Consider the following 15,329-nt stretch of genomic DNA (forward strand, 5'->3'; position numbering starts at 1 on the left):
AAAAAATAAACGTATAGTATGATAAAAAATAGAAAGATACCAATGTCCTCATGGCTACGAAGTCATTCCCGTACAAGGATTACCTCTACTGATGGGTGGTATCTGCGATTTGCTGATGAGCTTTTTTCACTGATCGCTTCTTCCCGGTTGTATGCAGATAAAACACCGGAAAATATACAAAATGCCGCTCTCCTGCTTACTATATATCTGGAAGATAGTATTGCGAATGATGGTGGCTGGAGACGTTTTAGTGATTTATGTTATAAGTTATATGGTCGTAATCTTCCTTTTTATGAAATTCCGGTAGATTATGTCTCTGATGAAATAAATGAAGTGGACATTGCCTTTGTACTGTGGAAGCTTAATTCAAATGATGATGATGAAGCAGTCATTGCCAATCCTTTTGATGAAAAGATATTGGAATTGGCAAATAATGTGTATGAGGCAATGGATATTGTTTTTGAACAAGCACCAATTTGTGAAATTTCTTCCGATGACTGGGTATTGCCTTCTGAGCAATTGTTGAAGGAAAGAACAGAAATACCTTCTATACAGACGGATACAGTCTTACCGGAAAGCGTGAGATTGTTTTTGGCTGCTACGGGAGGGGAGCAACTTATGTATTTCCCGCTTTATGAACAGATGGAGACTTTCTTTGTGGAACATTTGCATTGGAGTCGGACAGATATACCGAATAAGCTGGATGCGGAGTTTGGTAATACGGTTGTTTTTGCCAATCCCAAAGGAATTCTCGTAGCACCTGGCGTAGCATACTTCTTTTGTGATAAGCGTAATGAAGTGGCATACGATAAGGAAATGGCAGTAAAAGAGGGCTATAAGTTGTTTACGGATAAGGGTTATTGCCCGTTTGATTTGTTGAAATATGGTGTAGAACAGAATTTGTTCCCTGATATCCGGTTGCCGTTTGAGAATGGAAAAGAAATATTAGGAAAGAACTGGGATTTTATTGCCCGTTACTTTCTGGGTGAATATTACGAAGGAACATAGTTATGACGATAAGAAATAATAATACCCGTTCTGGTGTTTCCCGTCCTAAAAGTAGCGGAAAGGCAAAGCCTACCGGGAAACGAATTGGAAAGTCAAAACCCGCTAAGGCGAACAATCAACTGAATAGACGGGTGAAATAATGTACTAAATCAGGGGTTGTGTCAAAAGTCTGATAAAGCTCCGGCATGTATAGCTTAAGAAACACAGATTAACGTTAATCTGCACAAAGATAAAATTGTATCTGCGCTAATTAGCGTTCATCTGTACTTTTATTTTAGCACACTTTTGTAGCCGAAACCAGTAACATCATTGGTCTGCGTAATTCTTCTTCCATACCGGGAATGACTCCGAACAACTCTCTGTCCGGTTCCGGTTCTATTAGTCCGGTTATATGAAATCCAGCCTGGAGTAATCCGTTTACATAGGTGGTTAGTGTTTTATGGAATTTAGTAATTTCTTCTCCAAGAAAGACAGCTTTGCGTTTTCCTTCTGTGAAATAGTTATCTACAGGCCAGTGTATAGGTTTTCCGTCTTTATCGTAATACCAGTCTTGAGTACCGTAAGCTGTGAAGACCGGGTGTTCCACAGAAAAGACAAATGTACCTTCCTGTCTAAGGCATTTGTATACCTTTTTGCATATATCGCCAAATGATTCCAGATAATGGAATGTCAGTGAACTGATAACAACATCATAAGATTCGGAAGGAAAATCATAATCCTCAATAGCCATACATTGGTATTTTATAGCGGGAGAAGCATTTCTTTCTTTGGCACCCTCTATCATGTTTTGAGAAATATCTATGCCCAAAGCAAATGTAGCACCCTGTTCGATAGCATATTGGCAGTGCCAGCCGAAACCGCAGCCCAGATCCAATACACGTTTTCCTTTGAAGTCCGGTAACATTGTTTTTAGTATGTGCCATTCTCCCGCACCTTTCAAGCCATTTACCGAACGTGACATCTGGCTATATTGGTTGAAGAATTTCTCGTCATCGTATTTATTCTCTTTCATATCTTATTGAAATTTGGACAAAGATAGAAAATCCGGAAGCATTCGATGACTTGCCGGCAAAAATTAATTAATCTCTTTCTGAGTCTGAAGAGATTAAAAATAGATTAAGGGCCATTGGCATCAAACAGTTTCATTTGTAAAATGAAACAAGGAATGACGGCCCCTATGTCCGGCACTCCTTGTTGAAACAATTAAGAGAGAGAGTATTTGTTTATTAATCAGCCTTTAGGGTAACAATGAGTGGAGTAGTGTTTTCTACTTTTACTTTAGCTGTTTTCATATCAATATAGCTGATAGAAAGAGTTGCATTTTTAGGGGCATCCAGTACGAAAGTTCCATCACGGTCTGCAACAGTGCCGATGGTGCTTCCTTCAATAAGTACGCTGGCACCTACTACAGGGCTACCGCTTGTGTCTTGTACTTTACCTGCTATTCTGATCTTTCCGTCAGAGGGCATATTTACGCTTTGAACTTCTCCACGAACCCCACGGATGCGTATTCCTGTATCATTTGATCTGGTTATTATTCTTACTTCCGTTTTTCCGGATACGTCCATAACTTTTACTCCATATGTGTTACCTTTTTCTGGGCGCAGTGCCTGGATTTCTGTAGCAGAAACAGGTTTGTCATTCAGAAAATAGGAAACGTCTTTAGCTTTCACATTATTTTCTTGATAGAGGGCATCTAATCTTTCACCTAAAGTTTTTGCTGGTTTTTCTTTTTGGGCCGCATATTCTTCTTTGGTTTTCAAATTTATCAGAATAACACCATTCGCTCCGCGTGCACCATAAATAGCAGTTGCCGAAGCATCTTTCAGTACAGAAATAGATTCTATCCAGTCCGGATTTATCGCATTCATCATATTATTACTAATTTCTTTGCCATCTACGATAATGAGCGGATAGTCTGTTTTTTCAATTGGAAAATTTTCTTTAATGGAAGATGAAGTGCTCCCGTCCAGGCGGAATGCTATAGGAAGGGTGTACTGGGTAGCTACTGCTTTGCTTTTTCCTTTCTCGTCTGTTTTCTTGCCGGGGGTCCATTGCGGCATATTCTCTATTAACCGGAGGGCTTCTGCATCTAAGGAAGGATCTACACTACGTGCGATTTTAGGAGAAGTCACTTTCCCTTTTGCATCTACTACAAATTGTACGATAACGCGCCCTTGTGTGCCTTTCTCTTTGGCTTCGGCCGGGTATTTCATATTTTTATCCAGATACTCCTTAAGGGCTTCTGTACCACCAGGAAACTCTGGCATTTCCTCCATATCTGACAGAGCGTCTTCTTTGGAAGAGATAGTAACGATAACGGCCTCTTTTTGCTTTGTTTTCACGGTATCCTTCACGGTCAAAGGTGCTGGAATAACTGTTGGATTTACTACGCTACTCTCAGCAGAAGGAATATTTTCTGCCACTTTCGTTTCTACAATTGCTGTCAAATCATTAACTTTGACGGCTGAAATCTCTGTAGCTTTTTCAGAGATCTCGGGACGGGCAAAGGCTGTTACTGTAATGGCTGCTAACGGGAGTACATACAGATACTTTAAGCGTGCCCATGGATTGGATTTTTCTTTTAACATCATAGTGATACGTTTTTTAAGTGTACTGTGATTAAAGCTGTTGGCCATAGAGTAGAGCCTTGTGCCGACAGCTTTTTTAATTAATAATAGTTGATATTGTTTTGCATCGACGCCTTCTTTAATAACCGTTTCATCTGCTTCATATTCATGAATGTTTTGCAATTCCTGTTTCAGTAACCAGGCTGCGGGATTAAACCATTGGAAGAATATGCAGACGTCTGCTATCAGTAAATCGATAGAATGACGGTTGTGGATGTGTGCTGTTTCGTGGATGAGTATTTCACGCCCGTTTTCCTCGAGATCAGTACGTGAAATAACGATATATTTCATCCAGCTAAAAGGGGCTATCTCCTTATTATGCGTGATAACCTGTATTCCGGAGTGATATTTCTCTTTTTTACCCGAACGGAGCAGTAGTAATAACCGGGTGAGTGAACAGAGATTTCGACAGGCAAAAAACAGAATACCTGCAAGGTAAATAATCAGCCCTATCTGTATGCCCGATAATGTATTGCTATTAGCCTCTACAGGAGTAGTAACACTGACTGTATCCTGATAGAAATTTGCCATTATCAGAAGTTGTTCGAGGGTGAGCATCGTTTTTGCCATTTCGGTGTGCTGCGTAGTAGTGACCTCAATCAGAGGGATGAGCAATGACAGGGGTAGAATCCCGAGCAGGGCAATCCTGTTGAAGCGGTGAAAGGTTTCTTTGCTTAGCAACAGTCTGTAGAATAGATAGAACAATGCCAGGCAAATGGCCGATTTGAGTATGTAGGCAAAAAAGAGTCCCATAGTATTCGATTTTTATTTATTTGCTCGTTCTACTTCATCAATGAGCTGCTTGAGATCATCAAGAGAGATATCTTCTTCCTTGACCAGAGAAGATACTGCACTGAGGTAAGAGTTATTGAAATATTTACTAATGACATTTTTTAAAGTACCCTTACGGAAAGCTTCTTCACTGACGATAGCATAGTATTGATAGGTATTGCCATAAGTATTGTGTGCAAGAAAACCTTTATCCTCCAGTCCGCGGACAATGGTGGACAGTGTATTGAAATGTGGCTTCGGTTCATTATAGAAAGCCAGCATCTCTTTTACAAACAAAGGGCCTTTTTCCCAGAAAAAACCCATGATCTCTTCTTCTTTTGCTGTTAGTCCTTTCATAACTTTATCTATGTTTAAGACAAAGAACGAAAAGTTTTAGTTGATAAACTAATTTTTGTAGTTAATAAAAACTAAAGAGATGATTTATACAGGGAAGTCTATTTAAGTGACTTGCATTTTATGTGTTTTCCTCTTCTTGTTCCGGTTTTGGATTCTTAGATTTTTTAATTCGCCCACTTTTCTTCAACGCTTCGGCGATGATCCACTGAAGCTGGCCGTTCGTACTACGAAACTCATCGGCTGCCCATTTTTCAATGGCATCCATTGTTTCGGCATCTACGCGCAGAACGAAACTTTTAGTTGAAGATTCTTTTTTAGCCACGGTACTTATTCCAGTTTTTATGCCCTACGCCCCATCATCAATGTCTGATAATGAGGCGCAGAGAGATTTATTATTTTATTATTCAAACACTCTGTTTGCAGCATTAGTGATATTCGCCACGAAACTCATTCTGATTAATGATTCAATGTTCCGGTATTTACTACTGGTTGGGCAGCCTCATCAGCGCAGAGTACAACAAGCAGGTTGCTCACCATTGCTGCTTTCTTGTCTTCATCCAGTTCAACAATTTCCTCCTCCGAAAGTTTATGAAGTGCCATTTTTACCATAGAAACAGCTCCTTCTACTATCTTTTCTCTTGCACTGATAATGGCTGACGCTTGTTGGCGGCGTAGCATGACTGCGGCAATTTCGGGAGCATAGGCAAGGTAGTTGATACGGGCTTCAACAACTTCCATTCCTGCCATGGCGAGTCGTTCGTTGAGTTTTTGTTCCAGTTGTTCGTTGATTTCTTCACCCCCAGAGCGTAGAGTAAGTTCTTCGACGTTGGATTCACTATCGTCATAGGCGTATTGTCCGGCTACCTGTCGGAGGGCGGCATCACTCTGTATCATCACGAAATTCTCAAAGGCATTCATACGACTGGCTACAGCATTACTACCGGTTGCCACGTTGGCCATGGTCTGAGAATCTATCTCAAACATGGCTTTATAGGTATCTTTTAATTTCCATACGAGTACCAGTCCGATAAGAATCGGGTTTCCGATTTTATCATTTACTTTGATAGGTTCTATGTCGAGGTTACGAGCGCGGAGAGAAAGTTTTTTTGCATCCAGGAAGGGATTCATCCAAAAGAAACCGGTTTCTTTGAATGTACCTTTGTATTTGCCGAAGAAAACCATAGTACGGGCTTCGTTTGGTTCCAGGCGATTGAATCCAGGTATAAAAAGCATGGAAATGATAATTCCCAAAAGTCCTGCAGTGACAGTGAAACCATTGGGGCGAACAATGAGAAAGAACGAAGCAATACTTACTCCCAGTAATAAAGCAATAATAAACAGCATGGCAAAACCATTCATCTTAAAACCAGTGAAAAGAGTTTCTTTTGTTTCCATAAGTTGTGATTTTAGTGATATCATTTTGATATCACAAATATATCATTTATTTTTTGATATAAGCGATGGAAAAGGAAGATATTCTTATATGTATTAATGTTTTTTATGAAGAGAGGTTATAATAACGTAGTTGACTCGTTTTTGTACGGTTTTGAATGTATTTCACCACAGAGGTCGCAGAGGGCACAGAGTTTAAATTTTTAATGAAACGCAGATGAACGCAAATTCTCGCAAAGGGAAATAACGATAAAATAAAGAATTACAGTTTTTTAATCTGCGTTCTGCGATCATCCGCGTTTCATCAGAGAAAATAATATCTCTGTGCCCTCCGTGTCCTCTGTGGTGAACTGATTCATTTCGGATCAGCTTTGAATAAAACTTGAAACAGACTTCTATATTTAGTATATAAAAATTCCACAGACTAATATTTTCTCACAATAAGTGAAACAAAATATTAGTTTGTGGAAAACGATATAATCCGTAGAATCTCTCAGGCAGGGTTATGCCAATGCCTGGCTGATATCGGTTAGTAAGTCTTCTGCACTTTCAAGCCCAACCGAGAGGCGGATCGTTTTGGGACTGACATCCATACTTTGCCGTTGTTCTTCGGTGAAAGAACCGTAGATGGTACTGGCCGGATGAATAGCAAGTGTTTTATTATCAAATAAATTGGTTGCCCGCCGAATGAGCTGCAAGCGATTCATAAAACGGAAGCAGGCTTCGCGTGATGCAAGGTCAAATGTAAGCATAGCACCGGGATAAGCACCAAACTGTTTCGTACTTAATTGATAGAACGGATTGGATTCGAGGCCGGTATAGTTAACCGCTTCCACTTGAGGCAGGGTTTGCAGGCGTTGTGCTAACTGTAGGCAAGTGGCAGCCTGCCGTGCATAGCGTACTTCCATTGTTTCGATACCTAACGTCTGCATATAAGCAACCTGGGGAGTCATGTAAGCACCTAAATTACGGTGGATTTCCTTACGTAACTTCGCAGTAAAGGTAGAAGCACCAAACTGATCTGCCATGGAACGAAGCTTCTTTGAATTACTCCAGTCGAAGGTACCATAATCGAGAATAAGACCACCCAGACTGGTGGCTCCGCCAGAAATGTATTTGGTACTGGACACAATCTCGATATCTACCCCGAATTCATTGGCATGAAAGATGTGAAACGGCACAACAGTAGTATCTGCTACCAAGGGAGCACCCATCTGGTGTGCTATGCCGGAGAGTACTTTTAAATCGGCTACTTCAAGCTGGGGATTGGTGATAACTTCAAGAAAGATGGCGCAGGTGTTTTCATCAACCTGAGCACGAACAGCTTCGGGGTTTGTAAGGTCGCAAAAGCGAACTTCAACTCCGAATGCAGCGAGCGTACTTTTAAAAAATGAATAAGTATTACCGAAAAGGTGGGCGGAAGTAACAATGTTGGCTCCTGCTTGTGCCAATGTGAAAAAGATATTGCTGATAGCCGCCATACCGGAATTCAATGCTGTGACGTTCAGCGCACCTGTGATTGTTTGAATACGTTTCTCAAAATATTGAACGGTGGGATTGGTTATTCGCGAATATGCATGATCTGCCGTACGTCCGCAAAAAGCTTCCTCCATAGCTTCCGCCGTATCAAATTCATAAGCAGCGGTATTATATACCGGCATGGAGAGTGAATGATAAGCGTCTTCTTTATCAAAAGGAGTATGCAGAAGTTCCGCTTCAAAGCTGTTTTTATTCATTTTGTCTTTAGTAATTAATTCTCTGTTTATTATTGTTTATCGGTTGTCACATGCTTCTTTCAATTGTTTTAATGCCTTTTCGAGCACACTGCGCGGGCAGGCTACATTGAGTCGCATGAAACCTTCACCTTCTTTACCAAACATAGTTCCGTCGTTTAGTGCAAGATGTGCACCGTCCACAAAAAGGTCTACCAACTCTTTTTGATTCAGCCCCAACGTTCTGCAATCCAGAAAAACAAGGTAAGAAGCCTGTGGACGAATCATCTTAATATCCGGAATATATTCGCTAAGAAAGGCATCTGTGAAATCGATATTCGACTGGATATAGGCAAGAACCTGATCGAGCCATTCGGTGCCGTTACTATAGGCGGCAGCTACACTAAGATAAGCGAACAAGTGTCCTTCGCTAAGTTCGCTTGCCTCCATGTATTCCTGAAAACAGTGACATATCTCTTTGTTCTCAATGATGCAGTACGAGCTTGCCAGTCCCGGCATATTAAATGCTTTGCTGGGAGACATGAACACGAGTGAATTTTGACGTGCTTTCTCTGACACAAGTGCAAAAGTGATATGCTGATGCGGTGGCAAGGTCAGATCGGCATGAATTTCGTCAGAGATGACGAGTGTCTTGCTTTCATAGCATATTTCAGCTATCTGTTCCAGTTCTTCCCGTGTCCATACACGACCTCCAGGGTTGTGCGGATTGCTAAGAATCAATAGCTTGCATCCCTGTATGTCTTTACGGAAACGGTCAAAGTCAATATAATACTGTCCGTCACGAAGTACCAACGGACTATACACCACTTCACGCTTATTTTTCTCTGTTACCAGAAAAAAAGGATGGTATACAGGCGGCATCACCATTACTTTGTCACCCTTCTCTGTGAAACATTGTATGGCGAATGCCAACCCACGGACAATACCCGGCATAAAAGTCAGTTCTTCACGCTTAACTTTCCAGCCATGGCGACTCTGTAACCAATTGATAATGGAAGTATACCACTCTTCGCAGGCAAAAGTATAACCCAGCACTTCGTGTTCCAACCGTTTTCTCAAAGCTTCCATTACGAATGGTGGAGTACGAAAATCCATATCCGCTACCCACATAGGGAGCAGATCATTACGTCCCCAACGTTCGCTCACGGCATCCCACTTTACGGATTCCGTTCCACGACGGTCTATTATTTCATCAAAATTATATTTCATCTTAATATTCTGTTTTAGTACTAATATGCTTGCAAATGTACAATTCATCTGTTGCATAATGAAAACAGAAGTAAGAAAATTAACCCGGAAAGAAAAAAATACCACAAATGTGGTAGGGGATATGCAGTATTTACTATAATTATGCATTTTCTAATAAAGAATGCTAACTAAAAACATCTCATCCTATGAAAAAAATATCTGTTATTCTCCTTTTATTGGGACTTGTTGTTATTGCAGGATGCCATAATGATAAAGAAGAAGAGAGTGTTGTTTGTACGTGTGAGCTCCGCCAAATCAATATTCGTGCTGTTTATACCGATGGAACTCCGGTTGTTTTGGATAAGTTTGAAACGATTAATTTAGAGACCGGACAAAAAATGGAATTTGGCGGCGATACGCATTATATTATGGATGCGTATTATAAAGATAGCGGGCAATATCCGGTTATGAACGATGATTACCGGAAGGAATTGGAAAATAAGCCCTTAAAAATCAAGTTTCTTGGTTATAAGAACGAACAAGTTGTTATAGAAGAAGCCTTTATTGTTTCTGCTGATGAATGCCATGTATATATGGTTGATGGAAATGATAGCGTCATTTTGCCGTTACCCGATAAGCATTAATGTTCGTAAAGATTAAATAAAACCGCAGTCGTTCTACTTCTTTTTTGTACTTTTGTAGCATAAAAAGGAACACTATGACGAAAGCCCTGTTTTTTGATATCGACGGTACATTAGTGAGTTTTGATACGCACGCTATCCCAGCCTCTACTATCGAGGCGTTGATTGCTGCTCACAAGAAAGGAATTAAAATTTTTATTGCTACAGGACGTCCAAAAGCGATTATCAACAATTTGTCTGCCATTCAGGATCTTGGATTGATAGACGGTTACATCACTATGAACGGAGCTTATTGCTTTGTGGGCGATGAAGTTATTTATAAGAGTGCTATTCTTCCCGGTGAAGTACAGGCATTGGCACAAATCTGTGAGAAGAAAGGATATCCTTGCATTTTTGTCAGTGAACACAACTTGTCTGTTTGTCAGCCCAATGAACTGGTTCATCAGATATTTTACGATTTCCTGCATGTGAACAAGATGCCGGTGAAGACTTTTAAAGAAGCCATACAAGAGGACATTTTCCAGATGACTCCGTTTATTACCGTAGAAGAAGAGAAGGAGATACAATCGTTGATTCCGAATAGCGAATCCGGACGTTGGTTTCCGGCTTTTGCAGATATCACGGCAAAAGGAAATACAAAGCAAAAAGGCATCGACGAGATGATTGCACATTTTGGTCTTAAACTGAAAGAGACTATGTCATTCGGTGATGGAGGCAATGATATCAGCATGTTGCGCCATGCTGCTATTGGTGTCGCTATGGGAAATGCCAAAGATGATGTAAAACAGACAGCTGATTATATAACTGCTTCTGTAGATGAAGATGGAATTGCAAAGGCTTTGAAACACTTCGGAGTGATTTAGAGTGGGTGCAACAACAGTAGATACTAACAATAAAGAGTTTCAGGATGCCCTGAATCTTATCCAGTATACCCGCCAGTCCGTCTTTCTGACAGGAAAGGCCGGTACGGGTAAATCCACGTTTCTGCGCTATATCTGTGCCAATACTAAAAAGAAGTATGTAGTGCTTGCTCCTACCGGTATTGCTGCCATTAATGCAGGTGGAAGTACTATGCACAGTTTTTTCAAACTTCCTTTTTATCCTATTCTGCCGGACGATCCGAATCTGAGCCTTCAACGTGGTCGTATCCATGAATTCTTTAAATATACAAAGCCACACCGGAAATTGCTTGAGCAGATAGAACTGGTGATCATTGATGAGATCTCGATGGTGAGGGCAGATATTATTGATGCTGTGGATCGTATACTGCGGGTATATTCCCGTAATTTACGGGAACCTTTCGGGGGGAAACAAATACTGCTTGTAGGAGATGTATTCCAGTTGGAGCCTGTGGTGAAAAACGATGAACGGGAGATACTGAATCGTTTTTATCCCACGCCCTATTTTTTCTCTGCACGTGTGTTTAGTGAGATTGACCTTGTTTCAATTGAGTTGCAGAAGGTATATCGGCAGAGTGATCCGGTCTTTGTCAGTGTACTCGACCATATACGCAATAATACTGTCGGAGCAGCCGATTTACAACTACTTAATACCCGATATGGCACACAGATAGAAGAGAGTGAAGAAGATATGTACATCACTCTCGCCACACGAAGGGATAATGTGGACTATATCAATGATAAAAAGCTGGCCGAACTTCCCGGTGATCCGGTAACTTTTGAAGGTGAAATAGAGGGGGACTTTCCGGAAAGTAGTTTGCCCACTTCTAAAGACCTGGTGCTGAAGCCGGGTGCACAGATTATATTTATCAAGAATGACTATGACCGCCGTTGGGTAAATGGTACTATCGGTACCATAGCAGGTATTGACGATGACGACGGAACTATTTATGTAATAACAGATGATGGAAAGGAATGTGATGTAAAACTGGATTCCTGGAGAAATATCCGTTATCGCTATAATGAAGAAAAAAAGGAGATTGAAGAGGAAGTTTTGGGAACTTTCACCCAATATCCCATTCGCCTGGCATGGGCTATCACTGTGCACAAAAGTCAGGGACTGACATTCAGCCGTGTGGTTATCGATTTTACCGGGGGAGTCTTTGCCGGAGGACAGGCATATGTGGCATTAAGCCGTTGTACATCGCTGGAGGGCATTCAACTTAAAAAGCCGATTAACCGGGCGGATGTCTTTGTACGACAAGAGATTGTGAATTTTGCCCAGCGTTTCAATAACCGGCAGGCTATAGACAAAGCGTTGAAACAAGCGCAGGCAGATGTACAATATGTAGCTGCTGCCCGTGCTTTCGACCGTGGAGATATGGAGGAGTGTCTGGAACAATTCTTCCGTGCCATTCATTCACGCTATGACATTGAAAAACCGGTTCCCCGCCGACTGATCCGTCGGAAACTGGAAGTAATAAATACATTACGCGAACAGAACCGGCAACTGAAAGAGCAGATGCGTGCACAGCAGGAATATCTCAAGAAGTATGCCCGTGAATATTTACTTATGGGTAATGAATGCATCACGCAGGCACACGATGCCCGTGCTGCCCTTGCAAATTATGACAAAGCACTGGAACTCTATCCTGACTACATAGATGCCTGGATTCGTAAAGGCATCACCTTATTTAACAATAAGGAATATTTTGATGCCGAAACATGTTTTACTACGGCTATACGCATCAGTCCTGCCAGCTTCAAGGCTTTTTATAACCGTGGGAAGCTCCGTCTGAAATCCGAGAATACGGAAGGAGCCATTGCCGATCTTGATAAGGCAACTTCATTGAAACCTGAACATCCCAAAGCGCATGAACTCTTTGGAGATGCTCTGTTGAAAGCAGGCAAAGAAGCAGAAGCAGCTCTTCAATGGCGTATTGCCGAAGAATTAAAGAAAGCGCTTTCCGCACGGGGAAGTACGCCAGGCGATAATAACAAAAGGGATATTTAATTCGTTATTTATAGATAAACTTGTTTCAGTTTTATTTAAATTTGAAAAGAAATGAGCGAAACTCACCACAGAGTAGCACAGAGTTCCACAGAGTAGTATTTATCTGATAAAACGCGGATTAATACAGATTAACGCAGATTAAAAGACTGTAGTTCTTTATCATACATTTGTTTCCCTTTGTGAAAATCTGCGTTCATCTGCGTTTCAATAAAGATTTAAACTCTGTGGAACTCCGTGTTACTCTGTGGTGAAATACATTCAAAACTGTATGATAATAAACAAAATACATGCTTATGGAATGGAGGAATAACTTGATTACCGGCTTGCAGTGGTCCGATGATATAATTAACAGGGAAGGCAAGGAGCAGGTGGCACACCAGCTGGCTGCACAGGTGAAAGACGGTGAAGTAATTGGTGCAGGTTCCGGTTCCACTGTCTATCTTACTCTTTTTGCCATAGCCGAAAGAATCCGGAAAGAACAGCTTCATGTTGAGGTGATTCCTGCTTCGATAGAGATTTCAATGACCTGTACACAATTGGGGATTCCACAGACAACTCTTTGGGAGAAACATCCGGACTGGGCTTTTGATGGTGCCGACGAGGTAGATCCCTCCCGCAATCTTATTAAAGGAAGAGGAGGAGCGTTATTTAAAGAAAAACTATTGATAAAAAGCAGTGACCGGGTTTTTATTGTTGTGGACGATAGTAAGTTTGTTTCCCGGCTGGGTAGTAAGTTTCCTGTTCCCGTTGAAGTCTTTCCTACTGCGATGGTGTATGTAGAAAATCAGTTGAAAGAACTTGGAGCTTCAAAGATTACCTTGCGCATGGCTAAAGGAAAAGATGGCCCCATACTGACCGAGAATGGAAATTTTATTCTTGATACCTGGTTTGGGGAAATTGGTGAGTCCTTAGAAAAAGAGATAAAGAATATCACAGGGGTGATTGAAAGCGGGCTTTTTATAGGATATGATATAGAAGTATTAGTCGCTAAACAAAAATAAGAATTAGGGTGCTTCCCGCACGGGGAGGTACGCCAAGCGATAAAAAAATGTGGCCATTTGCGTTCCAGGTTATTTCCGGATTATTCCGGAACTTTGATAAGGTTATTTATTTGTGTACTGATTGTTTCTGCAACAACATTGGAAGAGTCATCGGAAGTGAAAACAATAATCCCCTGGGGAGAGGCAATATAAATGCGAGGTATATTCTGTGAAGCGAACTTCTTGAAAACAGCATCATCCTCCTGGGCGGAGTAGGGGATTGTAAGCTGGTTATTAGTCCAGTATTCTGTCAGACTTTCGTATCCCTGAGATCTGCTTATAATTACGAAACGGACAACTTCATTATCTTTGAATTGCTGATAAGCACTTTCTATCTCCGGTAGCTCTTTCCGGCAATCGGGGCATCCGGTATTGACGAATGCAATCAGGCATACCTTACCACGCAGTGTGGCTGTTGATACAATATTTCCATCATTATCCTCTACCGAGAACTCCGGTAAGGCATCTCCCGGTTTCAATGAAAATACATCCGGATCTTCCTGAATACACCTTCCGAATATGAACAGGAGTGAAATTAACAATGTCAATCTCATGAAAGCTGACGCAATTGTACTTTTAGTATAGGGTATTGAAATTAACATTGCTAACGATAAATTAAATGATCCTGTTTTTACTTTGCAAAAGTACGTACTTCATACATACCAAAGTACGTACTTTTATCTATATAAAGTACGTATTTAACACAGTATTAAATACGTACTTTCTTTGTTACTTATTTGGTTTCTTTTTCAGTCGCTTCCTTCTGTTGTTTCTGTTCTATTTTCTTTGTTACAAATTGTATTTTCAGGTTAGCTTCTTCCTGTTCTTTCTTTATTTGCCCGATGGACGACAATAGTTGTGATAATTCATAAATACCGGCAAGTGCTTGTCTGTCGGCAGGGGTCATGGTAGTAGTATATTTGCGGTCTCCAATGTATTCTACTTTGATATTTTTGTCCCGGTTCAGGTAGAGGAATCCCATTACATTGCCGTCTGCCCCCATTTTATAATCGGCTTTTTCTATCTTTTCCCCCAGATCAGTTGTTTCATAACTATCTTTAGATGCAGGGGTTTCGGCAAAGCTGCCATCAGGAGCTATTACTTTCACTGCAAAATGATGAAGGTTACTTCCGCCGCAATAAATAGAGGTCATAGTCATCACTCCTTGTTCATTCACCTGAAATCGCAGGAAGGAGCGGTGTAGATTCTTCTCTACTGTTTGGGTAGGCCAGAAGTAGTTACCCGTTTGTTGGTATTCTGCATCCTTCTCCAGCACATATTTGTTTTTAATCGATTCAAATTCTTTCTGCTTTGTTTGCAAAATACTGTCCAGATAAACCAGGCTTTGCTGTTGTTCTTTCAATTCTATCTGCTGCATCAGGCTTATGCCTTCTCTTCGTGCATCGAAAGCTTTGGGATAGAGTATTTTGATACTGTCTATCTGCAATTTGGCTTCGTTATAATCTCCTTGCTCAAAGGCTATACGGGCTGTAATTAGCCTTTCATTGGCTTTTTTTTCTGCATCGTTACCGCAAGAGGCTAATACAAGCGTGGCACATAGTCCTACAATCAGTTTCTTCATTTTGTTGTTCTTTAGTTATGAATGACAAAAATACAAATTTAGTGTGAAGAGCGTAGCGTGAAGGATGAAAAGTT

The 15,329-nt window shown here is 40.9% G+C and carries 15 protein-coding genes; 6 read left to right on the forward strand and 9 right to left on the reverse strand.

The features are described from left to right. The first annotated feature begins 18 nt into the window (after positions 1-18). Together HCG69_RS07855 and HCG69_RS07860 are read left to right on the forward strand one after the other, a co-directional pair. Positions 19-1,008, forward strand: coding sequence for a DUF3843 family protein (locus HCG69_RS07855; RefSeq protein WP_255585550.1), 990 nt, complete (start codon positions 19-21; stop codon positions 1,006-1,008). 2 nt (positions 1,009-1,010) lie between these two features. Continuing rightward, the gene (locus HCG69_RS07860; protein ID WP_221649594.1) at positions 1,011-1,148 is read left to right on the forward strand and encodes a hypothetical protein; all 138 of its coding nucleotides are present in this window, start codon (positions 1,011-1,013) and stop codon (positions 1,146-1,148) included. A 134-nt stretch (positions 1,149-1,282) separates the two neighbouring features. Here the strand turns inward: HCG69_RS07860 and HCG69_RS07865 are convergent, their stop codons facing one another. From HCG69_RS07865 to HCG69_RS07895, 7 genes are all read right to left on the reverse strand, one after another. Continuing rightward, positions 1,283-2,020, reverse strand: coding sequence for a bifunctional 2-polyprenyl-6-hydroxyphenol methylase/3-demethylubiquinol 3-O-methyltransferase UbiG (locus HCG69_RS07865; RefSeq protein WP_221649595.1), 738 nt, complete (start codon positions 2,018-2,020; stop codon positions 1,283-1,285). A gap of 214 nt (positions 2,021-2,234) precedes the next feature. After that, a complete protein-coding gene (locus HCG69_RS07870; RefSeq protein ID WP_221649596.1) occupies positions 2,235-4,391 on the reverse strand; it encodes a M56 family metallopeptidase in 2,157 nt (718 codons plus the stop codon). 12 nt (positions 4,392-4,403) lie between these two features. Then, positions 4,404-4,766, reverse strand: a complete 363-nt coding sequence (locus tag HCG69_RS07875; RefSeq protein ID WP_195349826.1) for a BlaI/MecI/CopY family transcriptional regulator — start codon at positions 4,764-4,766, stop codon at positions 4,404-4,406. Between the two features lie 118 nt (positions 4,767-4,884). Continuing rightward, positions 4,885-5,088 (reverse strand): Arc family DNA-binding protein, encoded by a 204-nt coding sequence (locus HCG69_RS07880; RefSeq protein ID WP_221649597.1) that lies wholly within the window; start codon positions 5,086-5,088, stop codon positions 4,885-4,887. A gap of 134 nt (positions 5,089-5,222) precedes the next feature. Continuing rightward, complete coding sequence (locus HCG69_RS07885; RefSeq protein WP_221649598.1) at positions 5,223-6,161, reverse strand: SPFH domain-containing protein; 939 nt, start codon at positions 6,159-6,161, stop codon at positions 5,223-5,225. Positions 6,162-6,661: 500 nt separating this feature from the next. Next, complete coding sequence (locus HCG69_RS07890) at positions 6,662-7,894, reverse strand: PLP-dependent transferase (protein WP_221649599.1); 1,233 nt, start codon at positions 7,892-7,894, stop codon at positions 6,662-6,664. Between the two features lie 36 nt (positions 7,895-7,930). After that, positions 7,931-9,100: a MalY/PatB family protein gene (locus tag HCG69_RS07895; protein ID WP_221649600.1), complete on the reverse strand. Its 1,170-nt coding sequence runs from the start codon at positions 9,098-9,100 to the stop codon at positions 7,931-7,933. 185 nt (positions 9,101-9,285) lie between these two features. Here HCG69_RS07895 and HCG69_RS07900 point away from each other — a divergent pair, with 185 nt between their 5' ends. From HCG69_RS07900 to rpiA, 4 genes are all read left to right on the forward strand, one after another. Then, positions 9,286-9,723, forward strand: a complete 438-nt coding sequence (locus tag HCG69_RS07900) for a hypothetical protein (RefSeq protein WP_221649601.1) — start codon at positions 9,286-9,288, stop codon at positions 9,721-9,723. 74 nt (positions 9,724-9,797) lie between these two features. Continuing rightward, positions 9,798-10,583: a Cof-type HAD-IIB family hydrolase gene (locus HCG69_RS07905; RefSeq protein WP_221649602.1), complete on the forward strand. Its 786-nt coding sequence runs from the start codon at positions 9,798-9,800 to the stop codon at positions 10,581-10,583. Position 10,584: 1 nt separating this feature from the next. After that, positions 10,585-12,633, forward strand: coding sequence for a tetratricopeptide repeat protein (locus tag HCG69_RS07910; RefSeq protein ID WP_221649603.1), 2,049 nt, complete (start codon positions 10,585-10,587; stop codon positions 12,631-12,633). A 293-nt stretch (positions 12,634-12,926) separates the two neighbouring features. Continuing rightward, the gene (rpiA, locus tag HCG69_RS07915) at positions 12,927-13,634 is read left to right on the forward strand and encodes a ribose 5-phosphate isomerase A (RefSeq protein ID WP_221649604.1); all 708 of its coding nucleotides are present in this window, start codon (positions 12,927-12,929) and stop codon (positions 13,632-13,634) included. Between the two features lie 80 nt (positions 13,635-13,714). Here rpiA and HCG69_RS07920 read toward each other — a convergent pair whose 3' ends face one another. After that, on the reverse strand, positions 13,715-14,227 hold the full coding sequence (locus HCG69_RS07920) for a TlpA disulfide reductase family protein (protein WP_255585555.1): 513 nt from the start codon (positions 14,225-14,227) through the stop codon (positions 13,715-13,717). Between the two features lie 179 nt (positions 14,228-14,406). Beyond that, the gene (locus tag HCG69_RS07925; RefSeq protein WP_221649605.1) at positions 14,407-15,255 is read right to left on the reverse strand and encodes a hypothetical protein; all 849 of its coding nucleotides are present in this window, start codon (positions 15,253-15,255) and stop codon (positions 14,407-14,409) included. Positions 15,256-15,329: the final 74 nt, after the last annotated feature.

The sequence above is a fragment of the Bacteroides sp. K03 genome, assembly GCF_019734355.1.
GTDB classification, from domain to species: domain Bacteria; phylum Bacteroidota; class Bacteroidia; order Bacteroidales; family Bacteroidaceae; genus Bacteroides; species Bacteroides nordii.

Coding starts and splice junctions, on each gene's coding strand:
- HCG69_RS07890 (WP_221649599.1), bottom strand. CDS start 7,894: ATGAATAAAAACAGCTTTGAAGCGGAACTTCTGCATACTCCTTTTGAT.
- HCG69_RS07865 (WP_221649595.1), bottom strand. CDS start 2,020: ATGAAAGAGAATAAATACGATGACGAGAAATTCTTCAACCAATATAGC.
- HCG69_RS07885 (WP_221649598.1), bottom strand. CDS start 6,161: ATGGAAACAAAAGAAACTCTTTTCACTGGTTTTAAGATGAATGGTTTT.
- HCG69_RS07900 (WP_221649601.1), top strand. CDS start 9,286: ATGAAAAAAATATCTGTTATTCTCCTTTTATTGGGACTTGTTGTTATT.
- HCG69_RS07870 (WP_221649596.1), bottom strand. CDS start 4,391: ATGGGACTCTTTTTTGCCTACATACTCAAATCGGCCATTTGCCTGGCA.
- rpiA (WP_221649604.1), top strand. CDS start 12,927: ATGGAATGGAGGAATAACTTGATTACCGGCTTGCAGTGGTCCGATGAT.
- HCG69_RS07925 (WP_221649605.1), bottom strand. CDS start 15,255: ATGAAGAAACTGATTGTAGGACTATGTGCCACGCTTGTATTAGCCTCT.
- HCG69_RS07855 (WP_255585550.1), top strand. CDS start 19: ATGATAAAAAATAGAAAGATACCAATGTCCTCATGGCTACGAAGTCAT.
- HCG69_RS07875 (WP_195349826.1), bottom strand. CDS start 4,766: ATGAAAGGACTAACAGCAAAAGAAGAAGAGATCATGGGTTTTTTCTGG.
- HCG69_RS07905 (WP_221649602.1), top strand. CDS start 9,798: ATGACGAAAGCCCTGTTTTTTGATATCGACGGTACATTAGTGAGTTTT.
- HCG69_RS07920 (WP_255585555.1), bottom strand. CDS start 14,227: ATGAGATTGACATTGTTAATTTCACTCCTGTTCATATTCGGAAGGTGT.
- HCG69_RS07860 (WP_221649594.1), top strand. CDS start 1,011: ATGACGATAAGAAATAATAATACCCGTTCTGGTGTTTCCCGTCCTAAA.
- HCG69_RS07895 (WP_221649600.1), bottom strand. CDS start 9,100: ATGAAATATAATTTTGATGAAATAATAGACCGTCGTGGAACGGAATCC.